This is a genomic window from Alkalihalobacillus sp. FSL W8-0930 (genome assembly GCA_037965595.1).
In the GTDB taxonomy this organism is placed as follows: domain Bacteria; phylum Bacillota; class Bacilli; order Bacillales; family Bacillaceae_D; genus Alkalicoccobacillus.
This window is the reverse complement of record CP150183.1, coordinates 1,762,361-1,781,964: the sequence shown is the minus strand read 5'-3', so window position 1 is coordinate 1,781,964 and position 19,604 is coordinate 1,762,361. Positions and strand designations below refer to the sequence as shown.

Genomic DNA, 19,604 nt, shown 5'->3' with positions numbered 1-19,604 from the left:
AGAACCATTTATGTCTGATCAAAATACAAGACAAGGTCGTAGGCAGGCACGAATGCAAGAGTCTGTTAAAAATAAAAAGAAGAACACTAGTGGAAAACCTAAACGAGGTTTATTTAAGAAAATATTTATGACACTTGTTGTCTTACTAGCAGTTGCTATTATTGCAGGAGGCGTAACGGCAGGCGTTATTATCGCTGGCGCACCTGATCTCGATGAAGATAAATTAATGCTTGCGCAACCTATTCAAATATATGACCAGGATGATGAGCTAGTCTCTCTTCTTGATACAGGGGAACGCCGAATTAATGCATCTTATGATGAGTTACCAGATTCACTTAAGGACGCCATTGTTTCTGTAGAGGACATGCGTTACTACGATCACTTTGGGATTGACTTACGTCGCCTCGCTGGAGCTGTACGTGCAAACATCACAGAAGGATTTGGTGCTGAGGGTGCCAGTACCATTACTCAGCAGTTAGTTAAGAATTTATTCTTAAACCAAGAAAAAGCGTTAACTCGTAAAGTGCAAGAACAGTATTTAGCGATAAAACTTGAACAGCAATATTCTAAAGAACAAATTTTAACGATGTATTTAAATCAAATTTATTTAGGGCGTGCAGGATATGGAGTGAAGATTGCCGCAGAATCTTATTTTGATAAATCACTTGAAGAATTAACGATCGCTGACTCTGCTCTGCTTGCTGGGATTCCACGTCGCCCAAGCTATTATGATCCCATTCAAAATCCAGATAACGCTGAATCACGACGCAATTTAGTTATCGGTTTAATGGAGCAACAAGGAAAAATTACAGCAGAAGAAGCAGAAGAAGCTAGAAATACACCAATTGAAGATCAAATAAATTATCAAGAAACGGAAACAACTTCTCCATATGCTGCTTTCTATAGTGAAGTCTTAAAAGAACTTGAAGAAAATGATGAGTTTACTGTTAACGATATTTATAACTCAGGCTTAAAAGTGTATACAAGCCTTGATCAATCGGCTCAAGACCACGTTGAAAATGTGTTAGAAAGTGATGAATATATCACAAACTACCCAGACAACCCAGATTTTCAAGCTGGAGTCACACTTATTGATACGAAAACAGGTCAGATCAAAGCCATTGGTAGTGGCCGACAACAATCAGATAATCGGAATGATTTTAACTACGCAACGGATATTGAGCGTCAGCCAGGTTCAACAATCAAGCCTATTTTAGATTATGGTCCTGCCATTGAATACTTACAGTGGTCTACTGCACATATTCTTGTGGACGAACCTCATACGTATTCTAATGGAAAAGAATTTGGAAACTATGGAGGAACGTATCGAGGCGCGATGACTATGCGACAGGCGATGTCTAGTTCTCAGAACGTTCCAGCTGTAAAGGCTCTTCAGGAAGTTGGACTTGATCGTGCAGAACCTTTTGCTAAGCAATTGTTAACTCTGGCTAAAGATGAACCTTTTCACGAATCCTATGCGTTAGGTGGATTTAATACAGGTGTCTCAACAAAAGACATGGCCGGTGCATATGCTGCATTTGGTAATGGTGGTACCTTCACTGAACCACATACCATTCGCAAAATTGTTTTTGCTGATGATCGTGAAATTAATCTTGAGCCAGATTCGGTAAAAGCAATGGAAGATTATACAGCCTACATGATCACTGATATGTTAAAAACAGTCGTATCATCTGGTACTGGGCAATTAGCTAGTATCCCTGGTGTACCTGTTGCTGGTAAGACAGGTACTACAAACTTTGATAAACCAGTCCGAGATAAGTATAATATCCCAAGTAGCGGCTCCCCTGATTCTTGGTTTGCAGGTTATACAACCAACTATACTGCAGCTGTTTGGACAGGATACGCGAGAAATGGTGAAGGTAATTATATCAACCGTGACAATAATGAGAACCGCATCGCTCAAAATATTTTCAAAGCAGTCATGCAAGATGTTTCAACAGGAATTGAAAACCCTGATTTCGTTAAACCTGATTCGGTTATCGAACGTCGAGTAGAGCGAGGAACGGAAAAACTCCCTAGCTCTGGCACACCACAAAGTGAAATTGTAACTGAGCTGTTTGTACGTGGTGCTGAACCAACTCAGGAATCGGAAACGTACGAAGAAGAAGAGGAAGAAGAAGAAATTGAAGAGCTTCCAAGCCCAACTGGCTTACAAGCCTCTTATGAAGAATCAGCTGATCAAATTATTGCAACTTGGAACTACCCAGGTTCTGTAGATGTTGATGTTACGTATGATGTTCAAGTAACAGCTGACGGCGGTAGTGGTCAATCCATTGATGCTGGTTCGAATCAACAAGCAATCTTCTCAAATGTTGAACCTGGTATGTCATATTCTATTTCCGTAACAGCTGTGTCTACAGAAGATTCAAGCTTGCGGAGTAGTCCAGCAACAACAACCGTAACTGTACCTGGCACTGAGGAAGAGGATGAGGAAGAAGAACCGGTTGAAGAGGAACCACCTGAGGAAGAAGATCAGCCTGAGGATACACCGGATGAAAGTAATGAAGGTACTCCAGATGAGGATAACGGGGATAATGGTGAAGATACACCTGGTACTACTCCTGGAGATAGTGAAGATGGATCAAATGGTAATGGAAGCGGTAATGGCAATGGAAACAACGGTGGTGGCGATTCCGGCAATGGTAATGGTAATGGCAATGGTAATGGCAACCAAAACGGTGGCGGAAATGATGACACCGGTGGCGGCGACTCGGATGGTGGCAATGAGACACCAGCTGAACCTGAGCCTGAGCCTGAACCCGAACCAGATGCCCCGTCAGATGATGAATCGGATCAATAATAAGATAAAAACATGCAAAACGGTGGATTTCCTTTAAGGAAGATCCACCGTTTTCTTTTTTATTTTTTTCATAGTCGTATCTTAGTGAACCGGCTGCTTCGTTTGAATCTCTTGATACTCGGCTTCCAGCGCCACAATTTCCTTTTCATTTGTTAGTGCATCCAGTTGACTTAATTCTCGATTTAATGCTTCTTTTAGGAGTGCCTTTATGTTTTGCTCTTCCTCTGCAAGACTTACTCCAAGTTGCTCCGTTGTTCTCTCCTCTTCAGTAAGTAACAGCGTTGAAGCAGAAGCAGATGCTTCTTTTACTAGCTGTTCCTTTAGAACTCGTATTTGTTGTCCTTCAAAAAATGCCTTGTCCGTTGTATAAATCGTTACATATTGGTCTGGGTGAACGTATAAAGTGAACTCGGGTTTTTGAAAAGATGGATCAAACTCATTAAGTGAATCCCCCACGTAAAAACTCGGCCGCTTTTTTTGTAATTGAACTTCCCATTCTTTTAACCATGTAGAAGCCGCTTTTGACATGGCCACATTTAGACGCATATGAGTCGCACTTGTCTCCTGTTCTAAGAAATAAGTAGCTTCTTGAGTCCACTCTGCAATCATTTGTTTTAGTACCTGTCTTTTTTCTTTACGGTTTCGTCCGCGAATGGTTGCCACATTTATATGCTCTGAGAACTCGTCTCTTAGCCTGTATCCGACTCGATCTCGTAAATACAAAAATAGTTGCATCGCTTCTTGTTTTATTTTGTTTTGAATGGACTGAACAGATGAATCGTCTATCTCCTGTTTCCACTGTGCGATGTCTTCTGCAAGCTTCTCTTTCATTTGAGCTTGTTGAGTTTTCTCAGAGCGAGCAAACTGAATGCTCTCTTCTACTTTCTTCAAATATCGACTTAATTCATCTTCTACTAAGCGATAACTTAAGGATTGTAATTCTTGAACGATTTGCTGATAGAAATATGCTTCAAACTTTGCAAAATCAGTCTCTATGTTTGTTTGTTCAAGCTTTGCTTTTAGACCTTGCTTACTTGAAACGGCAAAAAGTCTCGGCTCCTTAATTCCTAATGTTTGAAGCTGAACTACGACGTGCTGCTTTACTCCGTTTAATTCACGTTCATCACTCGCCAAATCAGCGGCATTTACAATGAAATATAATTTATCTGTTTGAAAAGATTCGTTGATTTTACCCATTTGTTCTAAAAAGAGTTGATCAGATTTAGAAAAGGCATGATTATAATAAGTCACGTAAAAAATAGCATCTGATTGTCTTAATTGATTAAAGGCTACATTCGTATGTCGTCCATGGATGGAATTCACACCAGGCGTGTCAACTAAAACAAGTCCCTTCTTCGTAAACTCGCAATCATGAAACACCGTAACAGAGTGTAATAAGCAAGCATAACGCTCATCCGCTACTAGCTCACCAAGTTCATCATGACTAACAGAAAAAGCTTCCCCTAATGTCCACTCCGTAAGAGCTAAGCTTTTCTTTAAAACGGTTAAGTACTCTGCGTACGTTTTTTGCCAGCTAGTTAATTGACCTACATCCGTTTGAACCCAGCTCGTTATCGTTTCAACTGTTAGTTCAACATCAAGCTTTGAAGCAACCATTCGTATTTCTTCGGCCAGTTCTTCCCTTGATTTCACCTGAACGGTTGCCGTACCATTTGGATGATTTACGTCAGATTGTTTAACGGTACTAACTGTGGCTGTTGTCGGATGTGGTGATACTGGTAATACAGACTCTCCTAATAACGCATTCGCAAAGCTAGATTTGCCAGCACTAAATGCACCAAACAAAGAAATAACAAATGATTGTTTTTGTGCACGTTCGATCCGTAAACGAAGTTGATCTCTCTCAAATTGTAACGCTTTCGTATCTTGATAGGACAAAAAAGTCGCTTTTACTTGTTCCAACCAGCTAGCATCATAGCTTGATGATGAAACATTTAACTCTACTGCCACTTCCTCAGATGTATCAAGCCATTCTGCTCCCTCGTTTACCTCCGTCCAAACAATCGGAGCTTCGGACTGATCTGGAACTCCCTTATTTTTTGCTTCATCAATTTTTCGTTCAAGTAACCCTGAATCATCGAACTGTGCTGCTTCTTGTTCACATTGTTTAATCAAGAGAGTCGTTTCAGCTTTAATTGAATGAACTTTGCGTGCGAATTCTTCTACTTGTTCTAACCGGCTCAGTTCTCTCTCTACCTCTTTAAGCTCATGCTGCCAATAGTTGTGTTGTTCATCTGCCATTTGTTCGATTAATTGTCTAGCCTTTTCACGAACCTCTCGAACGATTGCAGCTGTTCGTTCTCTTGTAAATGTATACACATATTCTCTATTTTTCGTTCCTGCTTTAACATGAGGCAAAAAGAACTCAGGAGTTACATGATATGAGAATGATTGAATGGATTCGTCAATCGTTTCTTTATTAGTGAGCTTTGATCGATCCAATCCTTCAAACAACTGCTGCAAATGAAAAATGAGCTGACTATTTACTTTATCCTGAGTTTCTTGTATTAACGCATCGAGTCGTTGCTCACGCTCCTGCTCTGTTTTTTTCTTTGAGAACAATAGACCCATTTTAAACGATGACTCCATTGACTCCAACCATTCTCTCACTAGATCTGTTGTGGTAGCAGGAAAGATCGTGACTTGTTTAAATAACGGCTCCCAACCCGCTTCAAACTCCTCTATAAAGTTCTTTTTTGCCGATTGAAGCCACGCTTTTTGTTGGAGCAGTTCCTCTTGTCGCTCTAAGTCTGACTGTTGAAATCCCCTTTCTTGCATATCAGAGAGTACCTCTTCAGTCTCAGCTTCGCCTTCTTCTCGTGCCCTTGCAGCTTGACTTAAATAAAAACCTTGTTTCAGTCGGGTAACGGAATGCTCAGCCAGCTGTCTACCCTGATACAAAATTGATTTAAGCTCACGTTCTAGCTCTGTAAATTGGTTAAGAGGATGATTTCTTTTTTTCATAGTTGTATAAAAAATTCGTGATGTTTGAATGTTCCATTGATCAAAGACGGTTTTAACACTTGTTTGGAAGGTATGAAATGATAGCTCCGAATCATCATGCTTGTCTACCTGATTAATCACTATGTATAGTGGTTTCTTTTCTTGGCTTAATTGCTTTAAGAAATAAAGGTTCGTTTCTGATTGTACATGGTTATAATCCATTACATAGACAATCATATCCATTGAGTAGAGCGCTTCCATTGTAATTGATTGATGCGTCGGATCTGTAGAATCTACTCCTGGAGTATCAAATACAGCCGCATCATTCTCAAGGAACGAAAGAGGCGCATGGATTGCCACTTCTTCAATCGCAACTCCGTCTCTACCCCACTCGGCTACCTTTTCCCATGGGATATGACCTTCCCACTTTTGTTCTTGTTTTTCTCTCGATTTAACAACGACTCCTAGGTCGCCATATTGAATCGATATGATATTTGCACTTGTCGGAATAGGGCTTGTCGGCAAAACCTTTGAACCGATAAACTCATTAAGCAGGGTTGATTTCCCTGCTGAAAAATGACCACAGAAGGCCATTTGGAATCGCTTATTTGTTTGTTTGTCTGTGATGACATTAAACCGTTTCTGTTCCGCGTTCGTCCACTGGATCTCAGATGTCTGCATTTAAAAGGTAGCCCCTCTCAATTTGTGCTTTTTGCTTCGAGCAGTTTTACTCGAGCATATAACTTCTCAAGCTCTTCCATAAACGATTTCATTTGAACAAAACTACGATAACGCTGAGGTGCTAGTAGTACAAAGGCAATCCGCTCTCGACTGTTAGGCGGAGTATATGATAGTTGATCAACCTCGTCTTCAATATGTATGAGTGAAGGCACTAGTTGGTTGTTAATCCAAAAGAGTGCCTCGAGTACTAAAGCTGTAAATTCCGGTGTGATACTTGCCACCTTAGCTTTGTCTTCTTGCTCATGGTAAACAGATAATATTTGATCAAGCTCATGCCACCGCGTGAATAACAGCGGTAGATAGACATCTCTAGTCCAGGAACTCGCTTGATCACATAGATTTATATCAAAAAAGAAAAGAGGCCATTGATTGGGTTGATCTGCTTTAAAGGAGTCACAATTGATTTTTGAATGAGGCTCATAAAAAGGAGAACGCCAAAATGCTTCAGGTACACTGGTCATACTTCGGTAAGCCTCTCTTTCATTCTCTTCTTACCCTCACGACACTCATCTAGCAATGGGCAGGTTGAGCATTTAGGTGATTGTGCTTTGCAGTGGTAGCGACCAAAAAAGATCATTCGGTGGTGCGCATCAGACCATATCTCTTCTGGAAGCTTTTTCATTAGCGTCTCTTCCACAACTTTTACGTTGTCCTTCCAACGACAGATTCCAAGTCGTTTGCTTACCCGTTCTACATGTGTATCAACGGCTATTGCTGGTACGCCAAATGCAACAGAAGTGACTACGTTGGCTGTTTTACGACCAACACCAGCGAGCCCCACTAACTCATCTCTTGTTTTTGGGACTTCGCCGCCGTACTGATCAAGTAAAGAGTGTGAGAGCTTTTGAATGTTTTTCGCTTTACTTCGAAACAACCCGATCGACCGGATGTCATTTTCAAGCTCTTCTACAGGTACACTTACGTAGTGAGCCGGCGTTTGATATTTTTCAAACAGTGCCGGTGTCACTCGGTTTACAAGTGCATCCGTGCATTGGGCAGATAACACAACGGCGATTAATAATTCGAACGGGTTTTTGTGAACTAATTCGCATTCCGCTTCGGGAAAAAGTTCACCCATCACATCGATGGCATGTATCGTTGCTTTTTTACTTAACATGCGAGTGGTTCTCCTTTTATTAAGGTTGCTCGAGCCAGTTGAACCCAGGCACAGAATTGGTTTGAACAGGTTCTTTTTGTGTTTTTCTAGTCTGTGTATGGTTTCTAAATTTTTCACTATGCGTTCGAGCTTGCTCTGGTGTTCTTATTCCATTTTTCTTCCATTCAAATAGAATTCGATCAATGTATCTAAAGTTTAATTTACCAGAAATAACGGCTTCCTTTAAAGCAGCAAAGATTAATTCAGGCTGGTGCTTATCCTGATCAATCCACATGGATAACGTTTCACCTTCGATTGGTGATAATGGTCGTCCAAATTCTTGTTCTACTTGCTTGTAGAGCTTTCCTTCAAGCTCGTTAGATTGAAGTTCAGTTGAACGCTGACTTTCTTCATCCATACATTCAATCAAGCGTAGCCATAAAGGCTCTAATGAATAGGTTTCATAAAACATACCAGTCTCGTCAGAACTCTTTTCAAGCGAAAGCATTTGAGAGCGGATTAATTTACTTAAAAGCTTTGTACAGTCCTCATGACTGAGTGTCATTCGTTCACATAACTGCATCGGGGTCACAAATTTTTCTCCATGATCTAGATAGGATTGTATATGAAGGAGTGCCATTAGCTCCTGTTCGTTTAATCCGAGTGCTGTATACTTTTCGAGTAATAATGCAGGGATGGTTATATGCTTTTGAGCCATCCACTTTGCAAACTGATTCTTGTTCATTTTTAACACCTCACAAGCTATTATAACATGGAGTGGAACAGGCTTGACCATAGAGAAAATGAAAAAAGAGATCGGTAAGAGTTACCACCGACCTCCATGCTATTTTCCATTAAGGATATAAACGATTTAACAAACGTGGGAATGGAATTGTCTCACGAACATGCTCAACACCTGATAACCAGGCAACTGTGCGTTCTAATCCAAGACCAAATCCAGAATGAGGAACAGATCCATACTTACGTAGATCTAGATACCATTCGTATGTTTCCTCAGATAAATTGTGCTCGGCAATTCGTTGTTTAAGCAACTCATAATCATGAATTCGTTCAGACCCACCAATTACTTCTCCGTAGCCTTCTGGCGCAATTAAATCTGCACATAATACCACATCATCACGATTAGGATCTGGCTGCATATAAAATGGCTTCAATGACGTTGGATAATGCGTAATAAATACCGGCTTGTCATAATGCTCGGCAATAGCCGTTTCATGTGGTGAGCCAAAATCATCGCCCCAGCTAATATCATCAAAGCCTTTTTCGTGTAAAAGCTTTAACGCTTCATCATAAGTGATGCGTGGAAATGGCGCTTGGATCGCTTCAAGCTTAGACAAATCTCTTCCAAGTGTTTTTAATTCAATTTGATTATGCTTTAAAACAGAGGCGGCTAAATGAGATACATACTTTTCTTGCCATTCTAAGTTCTCATCAAATTCAACAAAAGCCATCTCCGGTTCAATCATCCAGAACTCAATTAAGTGACGACGAGTTTTCGACTTCTCCGCACGGAAGGTAGGACCAAAGGTAAAGACTCGACCTAGTGCCATTGCTCCTGCTTCTGCATACAATTGACCACTTTGTGAAAGGTAAGCATCTTCGTCAAAATATTTTGTTGCAAATAGTTCAGATGTTCCCTCTGGAGAGCTTCCTGTTAAGATGGGTGAATCTAGCTTAGAGAAGCCATGCTCATGGAAAAACTCGTATGTTGCATGGATGATTTGATTACGAATCTTCATAACGGCTTGTTGACGTTTAGATCGCAGCCATAAGTGGCGGTGATCCATCAAAAAGTCCGTACCGTGCTCTTTAGGCGTAATCGGATAATCTTTAGACTCACTGATTACAGTAAAACCAGTAACCGTTAATTCATAGCCTGATGGAGAACGCTCCTCGGCACGAACAGTACCCGTAACATATAAAGCACTCTCTTGCGTGATGTTTTTGGCTTGGGCAAATAATTCTTCTCCAACATCCGCTTTTACAACAACACCTTGAATAAATCCAGTTCCGTCACGAAGTTGAAGAAAGGCAATCTTTCCGCTTGAACGCTTATTTGCTAACCACGCACCAATCGTTACTTCTTGATCTGCGTGCGCTCCAATTTTTGAAATTGTTGTTTTCATTTCAAATCCTCCGATATCTAATTACTTTCTATGTAGGAAAACAAAGGTTGTTATCCTTTTGTTTTCGTTTGAACAAATCGCTCAATTCGATCAAGTGCCGCTAAAAATTGATCAAGTGATGTTGCATAGGATAAACGAACGTTATCCGGTGCACCAAATCCTGATCCAGGGACAAGCGCTACTTTCTCCTCTTCTAGTAATGCTTCAACCCATGCATCTACATCTGCATAGCCGCATGCTTCAACGGTTTTACGAACATTTGGGAAAAGGTAAAATGCTCCCTTTGGCTTCACGCATGTAACACCAGGGATTTGGATGAGCTTTTCATACGCTGCATCCAATCGTTCTTCAAATGCCTGGCGCATCGTTTCAACGGAACCATCATCTTCCGTGTAAGCAGCAATGGCACCATACTGCGCACTTGTCGTTGGGTTTGACGTACTATGACTTGCTAAATTCGTCATTGCTTTAATGAGTGTGGCATCGCCCGCAGCATAACCAATTCTCCAACCAGTCATGGAATGAGACTTAGATACACCATTAATAATAATCGTTTGTGCACAAAGCTCAGGGCTTACTTCTGCAATCGATGTATGTGTGGCGCCATCATAAATCAATTTTTCATAAATTTCATCGGACACAATTAGAAGATCATGCTTCAAAGCAACCTCTCCAAGAGCTTGTAGTTCCTCTTTAGAATACATCGCTCCTGTTGGATTACTAGGTGAGTTTAAAATCAACGCTCGTGTTTTTGATGTGATCGCTGCGTCCAACTGTTCTGGTGTTAGCTTAAATCCAGATTCTTCATGTCCTGTCACATAAACGGGTTCACCAAAAGCCAATTTCACTTGTTCCGGATAGCTTACCCAATAAGGAGTTGGAATGATTACTTCATCTCCCTCATCTAGTAGGGCTTGAAACAATGTATACAAAACATGCTTGGCACCTGTTCCCACAAAAATCTGTTCAGGCGCATAATCAAGCTGCTGATCCTGTTTCAATTTATCGATAACCGCTTTTTTTAAAGAAGGAAGACCGGCAGCAGGGGTATACTTTGTATGACCCTCTTCCATCGATTTAATAGCCGCGTCTATAATGTATTGTGGAGTATTAAAATCTGGCTCTCCAGCCCCAAGTCCAATCACATCATGGCCTTGCGCTTTTAATTCTTTTGCTTTGGCTGTGATGGCTAAAGTGCTTGATGGTGTTAGTGCGTCTACTCGTTTTGCTAATTTCATGATTCCCTCTCCTCTCAGTATCCTCTTTTACTATAAGTTGACTACGTTCGACATTCAAGTGTTAGTCATTATTTAAACTAAACCGTTTAATAAATGAACCATCTTGAAAGGCTACATAGTAATACCCTTGCTGATTTGATTCTGTACGATATTTTACTTCATATAGAGGAGTATTGCCTTCTTTTCCTAATTTAATGGACTGAATTTTAGACGGATTGACTGCAGATTCGGTTAGGTTTTGTGCGTCTTCTGCCGAAATACCGTCTGCTTCTTTAAAGACAGAGACCGTGTCATTTTCTTCATCCTGAGGTACCCAAGCGATCGCATCATCTCCATCCGTATCGGTTCCATATATCACATAAAAAGCATCTTCCCCGTGATAATAGGATACGTCACGAACAGACTCAAGCACTTCTTCATTTATAACCTTTTCACGGGCCATGTCATACCCATCTGCAAGCGGTCCCCGAACAGTTGTATATGCGTATATAAAAAGTGCTAAGACAACAATTACCAGTCCTACAGAACTCGTGATGATCCATTTTTTCATGATGCTGCCTCCATTACGTTTTATAAATCGTGAACACCATTTTCTCTTCGTTCTCCTCATCTAATGCGAGACCGAAAAGCAAATCGCGATCCTTTAACGTTCGATTTAATGAATCGACCATCTTATAGACGTCTGGAGCTTTTTGAATCTTAACTGTTGATAGGACTTCTTTCTTTGAACCCATACTTTTTCCTCCTAAATGTGGACATTTCATTCTATACAATGCAGGTATTGCCTGTTATATCTCTTGAGAGTTAACCCATACTAAGTGTACGCCAGTGAAGGGGGGCGCGAGTATGGATCAAGGCAAAGGCGGCCTGCAAACAGCCGATTGGTATCAGCTAAACAAACATTCCATGTCACTCTTAAGTCGTCAAGGTGAAACGCTTGAGACGATATGGCCAGTGACTATCCGTCAAACGGAGTTTCCGTACTCTTATTTTCAGACTGATCATCAAACAATTAAACCATAATGGCTGAACCAATCTAAAAACCTTCACCCATACCTCAGGCGGGTGCGCGTTACTTGAGTAATGCGCGCCCTTTTATAATGAACGAACCGTTGATAGATATTGGTTGTTTACCTCGTAGCGAACCTTCTCTTCATCTAATGTAAGCAATTCACGATTTTTCATTAAACACTGTCCTTGTACATAGACATCGCTCACATCTGAGCCTACTGCCGCGTAAACAAGATGCGAATGTAATTGAGCTTCGGGCTGAAGATGTGGTGACGTGTGATCAATCACGATAAAGTCTGCTTCTTCACCAACCTGAATCATCCCTTTTTGACCCGTTTGGAGTGCACTAGCACCTTCACTCATAACCATTCGAAGCGCCTGCTGTGTTGAGATAGCATCCGCCCTCTGAACCAGTCCTTTTTGTAGTAGGACAGCAGTGCGTAATTCTTGCCACATATCCAGGTTATTATTAGCAGATACCCCGTCTGTACCGATTGAGATAGGGATCCCTGCCTCTAAAAAGTCTATGACTGGAGCGATACCAGATCCAAGCTTTAAATTGCTCATTGGGTTATGACTTATACTCGATTTGGACTGGGCAAGTAAAGCTATTTGCGGCGAATCTAAGTGAACAGCGTGCGCGAAGAGCCACTCCGTATCTTCAAGTAACTTATATTCTGCCAAGTGATCTAATGGATGCTTCCCAAACGAAGTATAATAATCATCCACTTCTTTTTGTGTTTCAGCCAAATGCATATGTACAGGCAAAGAAAGGTCACGTGCCTTGTCCACGATACGCTCGATATAATCGATTGGACAAGTATATGGTGCGTGCGGAGCAAGCATCGTGTGAATCCGATTTTGTGCCGCGCCGTCCCAACTTGCTGCAAAATTGGCTGACTCGTTTAATTTTGCATCCTGTTCTTCTCTAGGGCATAATCCAATCACAGAACGTGTTAGTAAGGCTCTCATTCCAACCTGTTCAATTCTAGCTGCAAAATCATCCATGTTTAGATGATACATTTCTAAGAAGCCAATTGTTCCAGACTTGATCATTTCAACCATGGCTAAGTCTCGTCCAGCAGCCACAGCTTCTTTTGACAGTTTTCCTTCAAAAGGCCAAATTCGTTCCTTTAGCCACCTGTCTAAAGGAAGATCATCCTCATAGCCACGCATCAATGTCATCGCTGCATGTCCATGCGTATTATAAAGCCCAGGTACGACCCACTTCCCGTTTAAATCTGTTGTAACATCTGCTTGTTGCAATACCTCTTCAGGTGGCTGACCTTCGCCAATTTGTTTGAATGTTTTATCAGAGATTAATACATAACCCGATTCAATCGTTTGAAATGAGTCATTCATCGTCGCAATACGTGCATTTGTTAATAGGGTATTCATTACCATGCCACCTTTATTTGATGCTTATAGATACGATTGATGTTCTTCTAGTAAATCCTCTAATTTGCCTTCATGTACTGGGACGTTTGGTAAGGAATTAATAAACAAAGAGCCATACCTAGTTGTTGTGATTCTTCGATCAAAAATAAACACACAGCCCTTATCATGTTGAGTCCGAATCAAGCGACCAAACCCTTGCTTAAACCGAATAATAGCTTGTGGCAGTGAAACATCCATAAAAGGATTTTTACCAAGCTCTTTTGCCTGTTCAAGCTGTGCCTTTAGTAACGGCTCATCAGGGGGTGAAAAAGGCAAGCGAACAATGATAACGTGTTTTAACTCATCACCTGGCAAATCAATGCCCTCCCAGAAACTGCTTGTGCCAAACAGAATACCTACATCTGATTGTTTAAATAGTTTCATGAGCTTAGACCTGCTACCACTTGTCATTCCTTGACCAACTAGTTGAAAGCTTTCATGTTCATTAAAGTCTTTCACATGTTGATAGACTGTTCGTAGCATCTCATAAGAGGTAAATAAAACCATTAGCTTACTTTTACTTGCTTCAGCAATTCGCCAGATCTTAATCGCAACTTCCACCGCAAATTCTTCTTCCGTTACATCCTTAATCGCTGGCAGGTCAGAAGGAATAAGAACCTTGGCTTGATTAACATATGAAAATGGAGATTCAATTAATGAGGTCTCAATACCAAAATCCTGTAAGCCAAGCCGGTTCTTTTGATAATTAAATGACCCGTTTACCGTTAATGTAGCGGAAGTTAATATCACACTCTTCTTTCGTCCAAATAAATCATCCGCTAAGCGCTCCGATACGTCGATTGGCTTACTATAAAGAAACGTCGCGTTTCTTGCACCCTTTGGCTCTGCTTCAATCCAATACACTTGGTTTGGATCATACTCAAGTAGAAGCTCATACAGCTGCTCATCTTCCTCCAAAAGCGAAGCGATCAAACGCATACCATCTGACCAAAGTGCACGTTCACGGTACGTGAATGTTTCATCGTTTGCGTCAATACTGCGTGAGATGGATTCTAGTTGCAGACAAACATGGGACAAAGATGAATGCACCCGCATCGTAATCTCTAAAATCGCTGACCAAAGTTCTCCAGCCTCATTAAAGGATTTATACGTATAACGAGTTCGTCCTGTGTCTGACGAAGCTTTTTTCTTCGCTTTTAGCGCATAAGCATGGATCATTCGAAACAAATCATCCAACTCTTCTTTTGTTTCACCTAACTCAACAGCAGATTCCAACCAAATATCGGACTGTACGCCTGCTTTCTTCGCAAGTTCCGCCATCTTTACGAGCATACCGTCCTCACTTGTATCACCTAATCGTTGCATCAGAAATGCAAATGAAAGGTAATCTGTTCTGAGTCCTAAACGCTCGCTAGCCGTGTCCTCTAAATGATGAGCTTCATCTAAAACAACATGACTATATGATGGAAGCAAGGATTGCTTATGAACAACATCAGTAAGGAGTAATGAATGATTTGTAATAATCACATGAGCATCATGAGCTTGTCTTCTAGCACGATGATAAAAGCATCTTGAGAACCATGGACTAAACCTTCCTAAATCAGAAGCTGCATCGCTTTGGATCTCAAACCAAAAACTCCTACCACCTGATGGAATGTTTAATTCCTCAACATCACCAGACTCCGTTTCTGTTAACCATATTAAGATTTGTGATTTCATGAGGATCACATCATACGAACACTCTTGAGTAGACTCTAAGCTTAATTCGAATTTACGCAAATCTAAATAATGACTTCGCCCCTTTAATAAGGCTACTCGAATTGGGAATGGAAGTAGTTGCTTTAAGAGCGGAACATCTCTAGATAATAATTGGTCCTGTAATGGAATGGTTTGAGTACTAATAATAACAGGCTTTTGATCCTCTAATGAGTGGATGGCAGCAGGAATGAGATAACCTAAGCTTTTCCCAGTACCGGTTCCTGCTTCAATCATCGCATGAGTGTTATCTTTAAATGATTGATAAACTGTTTGAATCATTTCTTTTTGTCCTGGGCGTTGCTCATAGTGCTCAAACACATGTTGAAGTGACTCTTGCTCTGTAAAAAGGGCTTCTCGAAACTGTTGAATTTCCTCGTTATCATCTTGAGTTTCTTCTATCATTTGTTCTGACTGTTTTTTTAAGGCAAGCCCACGAAAACAATCGAACTCTTTTTCTCCAGTGGTTCCTACCTTTAACTTCTCTGCAATCATCTCTTGGATCGTTGACTCAATGTGACTTTTATATCGCTTACTTAAAGGCAATAATTGCTGTAGCGTTAGTAAAGGTAATTGTCGTAACTTATTAAGAATATGAAGAAAAATCATCGCTGTTGCCTCTGCATCACTATCCGCCTGATGTGGGCGATCATGCGTGAATCCCATTCCATCAGCAAGCATACCTAGCTTGTAACTCTCTTCTTTTGGCAGAAGGATGCGGGCAAGCTCAACTGTATCGTAAATCGGCACATTCGGAACCACATATCCCTCTAGCTTTAATTGAGCAGAAAGAAAACCCCAATCAAATTGCACATTATGAGCTACAAATGAACAATCCTTCATAAAATCAAGAAGGTCAGAGGCTACATCTCGAAATAAAGGAGCATCATACACATCCTCATCACTGATCCCTGTTAGTTCTTGAATAAATGGACTGATTGATTGTTCAGGATTCACAAGTGTCATATACCTGTCCACGATTTGATCGTTTATTATTTTCACTGCACCAATCTGAATGATCCGATCTCCTCTATTCGGAGAATGACCTGTTGTTTCTAGATCAAGTACCACATATTGCTTACTCATCTTTACACCTCTATCTTACCGTACACATCTCAATTAAAACTGTTTCTTTTCTTCAGCTAATTTGCCAAGATGCTGTAAGGATCTTCTTACATGCGGGTCATTGGGATGTTCCTTTAAAAGTCGTTCAAAAATTGGCCAGGCTAACCTGAGCTGATCATTTAATGCCAAGTTCCACGCAAGCCCATGTAATGCAAACGCTTCTTTTGCCCCTAAGTCAATCGCCTTCTGATAGCATTTAATTGCGATCTCAAAGAAACCGTACCACTCACTCATTAACGCAAGTCGAATGATTTCCTCCGATGTGGTGTACATGCTGAGCGCACTTTCCCACAACTGTTTGGCATGTTCATATTGACTTAAACGAGCACGAACCAATCCATGAAAGCATAGAGCTTCAGCATCTTGCTTTACGTGCTTCGTATATTGTTCAAAGTGTTCTGCTGAGGCATCCAATGCACCTATTAAATAATAACATACACCTAAATTATACACGACATCAGAAGTAGGAGTGAGTGATTTTGCCTGCTCAAACAACCCCGCGGCACGGTCAACCTGATCATTAACTGTGTAATAGCATCCTAATCCCGCAAAACTAAAATGACGAACACTCTCATCCTTGGCTGATTGAATCAAATACATAAACTGTTCAATCGTTTTGTTCGAAGAACCATTCATTAAATGAGCATAAGCAAGAAACAAACGTCTCCACTCTTCATTTAATCCTTCTGCCTGCTCTTGTTCTAATGATAATACGGCTCGTTTTAATTGATTCTGCTCAAGATAAACCGTACCCATGGACTGATATCCTTCAGAACTTGGTTCAAGTGCTAACTGTTCTTTAATAAGCGCAAGTTTTTCATCCATGACTGACCACAAGTCCAATACCTTTGCCGACTTTTGCTCTAATTTATCTAGTTCAATCCATACATGGTTCGTTTCACCTTTTTCAATCAAGGTACAAATTTCTTTGTAGGCATCCTGCCAATCGGTCATCCATTTATCCATAAGAAAACCCCTCTCCTCTTGTTTTACTCAGTTTGCATCGGGAGAAGGGTTTTATGCGCTTTATAAGACGGTATAAGCTGGTTCTGTACCAAGCAATTGTTTAACTGTATTGTCTTCGTTCATAATTGCGACATTTGGTTTGAAATCAGCAGCTTCCTTAGCATCCATCATCGCATAAGCAATGACAATGATTGTATCACCGGGTTGAACTAACCTTGCAGCAGCCCCGTTCACACACATCTGTCCGCTGCCTGGTTCCCCTTTAATTACATACGTTTCAAATCTGGCTCCGTTATTGTTATTCACAATCTGGACCTTTTCATTCTCCAGAACGTTTACAGCCTTCATAATTTCTTCATCAATTGTGATACTTCCAACATAATTCAAATCAGATTCAGTAACGGTGGCACGATGAATCTTTGATTTCATCATTGTAACAAACATTTGGTTCGTCTCCTTTATAACTCAACTAAGATGTGATCAATTAACCGCGCTCGGCTAAATTGATAAGCAACAGCGATTATGATCGTTCCCGTTAACTTTTCGCTTGCCGCAAGTTCTGGATACGTTAATACATCAACATAATCAATGGATCCTAGTTCAAGTTGATTAAGATCTTCAATTACATACCTTATTAAATCAGTCCTGCTGTAACCTGACTTCGCTAACTCACTCGCCTGTTTAAGAGTTGTATATAGGGCAGGAGCAAGATTTCGCTCGCTCTCATTTAAGTTTACATTTCTTGAGCTCTTTGCGAGACCATCCTCTTCACGAACAGTTGGACAAGCCATAATTTGAGTAGACATGGACAAGGTTTGAACCATTTGTTTGATAACCGCCACCTGTTGAGCATCCTTCTGTCCAAAATAGGCAGCATCCGGTTCAACCATATGGAGTAATTTTAAGACAACGGTTGCTACCCCGTCAAAGTGTCCTGGTCTACTTTTACCGCACAGCACATCGACACCCTGAACCACTTTAATTTGTACAGAAGCTTCTGTTGGGTACATCTCTTTAACAGATGGATAAAAGAGAAAATCAACGCCCGCTTCGGAGCATAGTTGTTGATCACGCTCAAGATTACGAGGATACGATTCAAAATCCTCTCCTTCACCAAACTGTAATGGATTCACAAAAATACTAACAACCACTACATCATGATTCTCGCGTGCCTGGTGAATGAGCGAGAGATGACCTTCGTGCAATGCTCCCATCGTCGGAACAAATCCTACACTTTTGTCATCAGTTCTCACTGAATGGATCTCGCTTCGTAATGATTGTACTGTTTTAATGATCTTCATCATGACCTCCTCCGTATAAGCCGGAGATGACGTCTTCACTTACCGTAAAACTATGTTCAGCTGACGGGAATGCACCTTGCTTCACTTCATCATGATACTCTTTTAATGCTGCTACAATGGATTCACTCACGTTTAAATAGGCCTTTACAAATTTCGGAACATGTACATCGCCATATCCAATCAGATCGTGATACACCAGAACCTGACCATCAGTTTTAGGACCTGCACCTATTCCAATAACAGGTATAGAAAGTCTTTCTGAAATGAGTGCTGCTACCTCTGTAGGTACACACTCAAGAACGAGACTAAATGCACCAGCTTTTTCAACAGCCAATGCATCCTTTAACAAGGCTTCGGCGCTTTTTCGATCTTTTCCCTGAATACGATACCCACCCATCACAGCAACTGATTGAGGAGTTAAGCCAAGATGTGCCATGACCGGGACTCCCGCGTCTGTTAATGCACGGATTTCATTTATAACGGTTGCTCCTCCTTCAAGCTTCACAGCATCAGCTCCTGCCTCTTGAACAAGGCGGCGCACATTAGCTAGTGTTAAATCAATGCTTCCGTGATAGCTTAAATGAGGTAAGTCTGCAACTATAAACGTTGACGAAGCCCCACGTTTAACTGCCTTTGTATGCATTACCATATCGTCCATCGTCACTGGAATCGTAGAAGTATATCCTAGAACAACCATACCTAAAGAGTCTCCTACTAAAATAGCATCAATTCCTGCTGTTTCTGCGAATTTCGCAGAAGGTGCATCATAGGCTGTGACCATGGTGATCGGTTCGTTTTCACGTTTTCTTTTCTTAAAGTCTGCTGTTGTTTTCATCACACTTCCCCTTTCTGCATATACGCAAAAAAACCTTCTCTGCCTAAAGAAAGAAAGGTGTGAGCAAGTCAAAAATACTTGTATGGTTAACAAGCTTCAACTTGATTCAATTCTTTCTGTCCCTGTCCAATTGGATCAAGGCAGCATTATTCTTAAACATAAGAAACTTGGTATTGTTTACAACTGTAATACAACCCACATCATTC

16 protein-coding genes are annotated in these 19,604 nt (G+C 40.9%); 2 read left to right on the top strand and 14 right to left on the bottom strand.

Annotated elements, in window-relative coordinates:
- The first annotated feature begins 10 nt into the window (after nt 1-10).
- Nucleotides 11-2,821, top strand: coding sequence for a PBP1A family penicillin-binding protein (locus NSQ54_09490; GenBank protein ID WYP28306.1), 2,811 nt, complete (start codon nt 11-13; stop codon nt 2,819-2,821).
- A gap of 81 nt (nt 2,822-2,902) precedes the next feature.
- On the opposite strand, the gene NSQ54_09485 is transcribed toward NSQ54_09490, so the two are convergent.
- From NSQ54_09485 to NSQ54_09450, 8 genes are all read right to left on the bottom strand, one after another.
- Nucleotides 2,903-6,466: a dynamin family protein gene (locus NSQ54_09485; protein WYP28305.1), complete on the bottom strand. Its 3,564-nt coding sequence runs from the start codon at nt 6,464-6,466 to the stop codon at nt 2,903-2,905.
- Between the two features lie 17 nt (nt 6,467-6,483).
- Nucleotides 6,484-6,987, bottom strand: coding sequence for a YpoC family protein (locus NSQ54_09480; GenBank protein ID WYP28304.1), 504 nt, complete (start codon nt 6,985-6,987; stop codon nt 6,484-6,486).
- Nucleotides 6,984-7,643 (bottom strand): endonuclease III, encoded by a 660-nt coding sequence (gene nth, locus NSQ54_09475; GenBank protein WYP28303.1) that lies wholly within the window; start codon nt 7,641-7,643, stop codon nt 6,984-6,986. The genes NSQ54_09480 and nth overlap by 4 nt, the downstream gene beginning before the upstream one ends.
- Before the next feature lie 19 nt (nt 7,644-7,662).
- Nucleotides 7,663-8,367, bottom strand: a complete 705-nt coding sequence (locus tag NSQ54_09470; protein WYP28302.1) for a DnaD domain-containing protein — start codon at nt 8,365-8,367, stop codon at nt 7,663-7,665.
- Nucleotides 8,368-8,476: 109 nt separating this feature from the next.
- Nucleotides 8,477-9,769 carry an asparagine--tRNA ligase gene (asnS, locus tag NSQ54_09465; GenBank protein WYP28301.1) on the bottom strand — a complete coding sequence of 431 codons (1,293 nt, stop codon included), beginning with the start codon at nt 9,767-9,769 and terminating at the stop codon, nt 8,477-8,479.
- Nucleotides 9,770-9,819: 50 nt separating this feature from the next.
- Nucleotides 9,820-11,007, bottom strand: coding sequence for a pyridoxal phosphate-dependent aminotransferase (locus tag NSQ54_09460; protein ID WYP28300.1), 1,188 nt, complete (start codon nt 11,005-11,007; stop codon nt 9,820-9,822).
- Nucleotides 11,008-11,068: 61 nt separating this feature from the next.
- Entirely contained in the window at nt 11,069-11,557 is a 489-nt protein-coding gene (locus NSQ54_09455; GenBank protein ID WYP28299.1) for a DUF5590 domain-containing protein, read from the bottom strand.
- Nucleotides 11,558-11,570: 13 nt separating this feature from the next.
- Entirely contained in the window at nt 11,571-11,741 is a 171-nt protein-coding gene (locus NSQ54_09450; protein WYP28298.1) for a YpmA family protein, read from the bottom strand.
- A gap of 112 nt (nt 11,742-11,853) precedes the next feature.
- On the opposite strand from NSQ54_09450, the gene NSQ54_09445 reads away from it, so the two are divergent.
- Complete coding sequence (locus NSQ54_09445) at nt 11,854-12,030, top strand: hypothetical protein (GenBank protein WYP28297.1); 177 nt, start codon at nt 11,854-11,856, stop codon at nt 12,028-12,030.
- Between the two features lie 72 nt (nt 12,031-12,102).
- Here the strand turns inward: NSQ54_09445 and NSQ54_09440 are convergent, their stop codons facing one another.
- The 6 genes from NSQ54_09440 to panB are packed head-to-tail and all read right to left on the bottom strand — an operon-like array spanning nt 12,103 to nt 19,398.
- Nucleotides 12,103-13,416 carry an amidohydrolase gene (locus tag NSQ54_09440; protein WYP28296.1) on the bottom strand — a complete coding sequence of 438 codons (1,314 nt, stop codon included), beginning with the start codon at nt 13,414-13,416 and terminating at the stop codon, nt 12,103-12,105.
- 24 nt (nt 13,417-13,440) lie between these two features.
- On the bottom strand, nt 13,441-16,257 hold the full coding sequence (dinG, locus tag NSQ54_09435; protein WYP28295.1) for an ATP-dependent DNA helicase DinG: 2,817 nt from the start codon (nt 16,255-16,257) through the stop codon (nt 13,441-13,443).
- Nucleotides 16,258-16,290: 33 nt separating this feature from the next.
- Nucleotides 16,291-17,262, bottom strand: a complete 972-nt coding sequence (locus tag NSQ54_09430; protein ID WYP28294.1) for a tetratricopeptide repeat protein — start codon at nt 17,260-17,262, stop codon at nt 16,291-16,293.
- Nucleotides 17,263-17,322: 60 nt separating this feature from the next.
- Nucleotides 17,323-17,706 carry an aspartate 1-decarboxylase gene (gene panD, locus NSQ54_09425; protein WYP28293.1) on the bottom strand — a complete coding sequence of 128 codons (384 nt, stop codon included), beginning with the start codon at nt 17,704-17,706 and terminating at the stop codon, nt 17,323-17,325.
- 14 nt (nt 17,707-17,720) lie between these two features.
- On the bottom strand, nt 17,721-18,563 hold the full coding sequence (gene panC / locus NSQ54_09420) for a pantoate--beta-alanine ligase (protein WYP28292.1): 843 nt from the start codon (nt 18,561-18,563) through the stop codon (nt 17,721-17,723).
- Entirely contained in the window at nt 18,550-19,398 is an 849-nt protein-coding gene (gene panB / locus NSQ54_09415) for a 3-methyl-2-oxobutanoate hydroxymethyltransferase (GenBank protein ID WYP28291.1), read from the bottom strand. Before panB ends, panC begins: the two co-directional genes overlap by 14 nt.
- Between the last annotated feature and the right edge of the window lie 206 nt (nt 19,399-19,604).

Coding starts and splice junctions, on each gene's coding strand:
- nth (WYP28303.1), bottom strand. CDS start 7,643: ATGTTAAGTAAAAAAGCAACGATACATGCCATCGATGTGATGGGTGAA.
- NSQ54_09470 (WYP28302.1), bottom strand. CDS start 8,367: ATGAACAAGAATCAGTTTGCAAAGTGGATGGCTCAAAAGCATATAACC.
- asnS (WYP28301.1), bottom strand. CDS start 9,769: ATGAAAACAACAATTTCAAAAATTGGAGCGCACGCAGATCAAGAAGTA.
- panD (WYP28293.1), bottom strand. CDS start 17,706: ATGTTTGTTACAATGATGAAATCAAAGATTCATCGTGCCACCGTTACT.
- panC (WYP28292.1), bottom strand. CDS start 18,563: ATGAAGATCATTAAAACAGTACAATCATTACGAAGCGAGATCCATTCA.
- NSQ54_09485 (WYP28305.1), bottom strand. CDS start 6,466: ATGCAGACATCTGAGATCCAGTGGACGAACGCGGAACAGAAACGGTTT.
- NSQ54_09440 (WYP28296.1), bottom strand. CDS start 13,416: ATGAATACCCTATTAACAAATGCACGTATTGCGACGATGAATGACTCA.
- NSQ54_09460 (WYP28300.1), bottom strand. CDS start 11,007: ATGAAATTAGCAAAACGAGTAGACGCACTAACACCATCAAGCACTTTA.
- NSQ54_09450 (WYP28298.1), bottom strand. CDS start 11,741: ATGGGTTCAAAGAAAGAAGTCCTATCAACAGTTAAGATTCAAAAAGCT.
- panB (WYP28291.1), bottom strand. CDS start 19,398: ATGAAAACAACAGCAGACTTTAAGAAAAGAAAACGTGAAAACGAACCG.
- NSQ54_09490 (WYP28306.1), top strand. CDS start 11: ATGTCTGATCAAAATACAAGACAAGGTCGTAGGCAGGCACGAATGCAA.
- NSQ54_09480 (WYP28304.1), bottom strand. CDS start 6,987: ATGACCAGTGTACCTGAAGCATTTTGGCGTTCTCCTTTTTATGAGCCT.
- dinG (WYP28295.1), bottom strand. CDS start 16,257: ATGAGTAAGCAATATGTGGTACTTGATCTAGAAACAACAGGTCATTCT.
- NSQ54_09445 (WYP28297.1), top strand. CDS start 11,854: ATGGATCAAGGCAAAGGCGGCCTGCAAACAGCCGATTGGTATCAGCTA.
- NSQ54_09430 (WYP28294.1), bottom strand. CDS start 17,262: ATGGATAAATGGATGACCGATTGGCAGGATGCCTACAAAGAAATTTGT.
- NSQ54_09455 (WYP28299.1), bottom strand. CDS start 11,557: ATGAAAAAATGGATCATCACGAGTTCTGTAGGACTGGTAATTGTTGTC.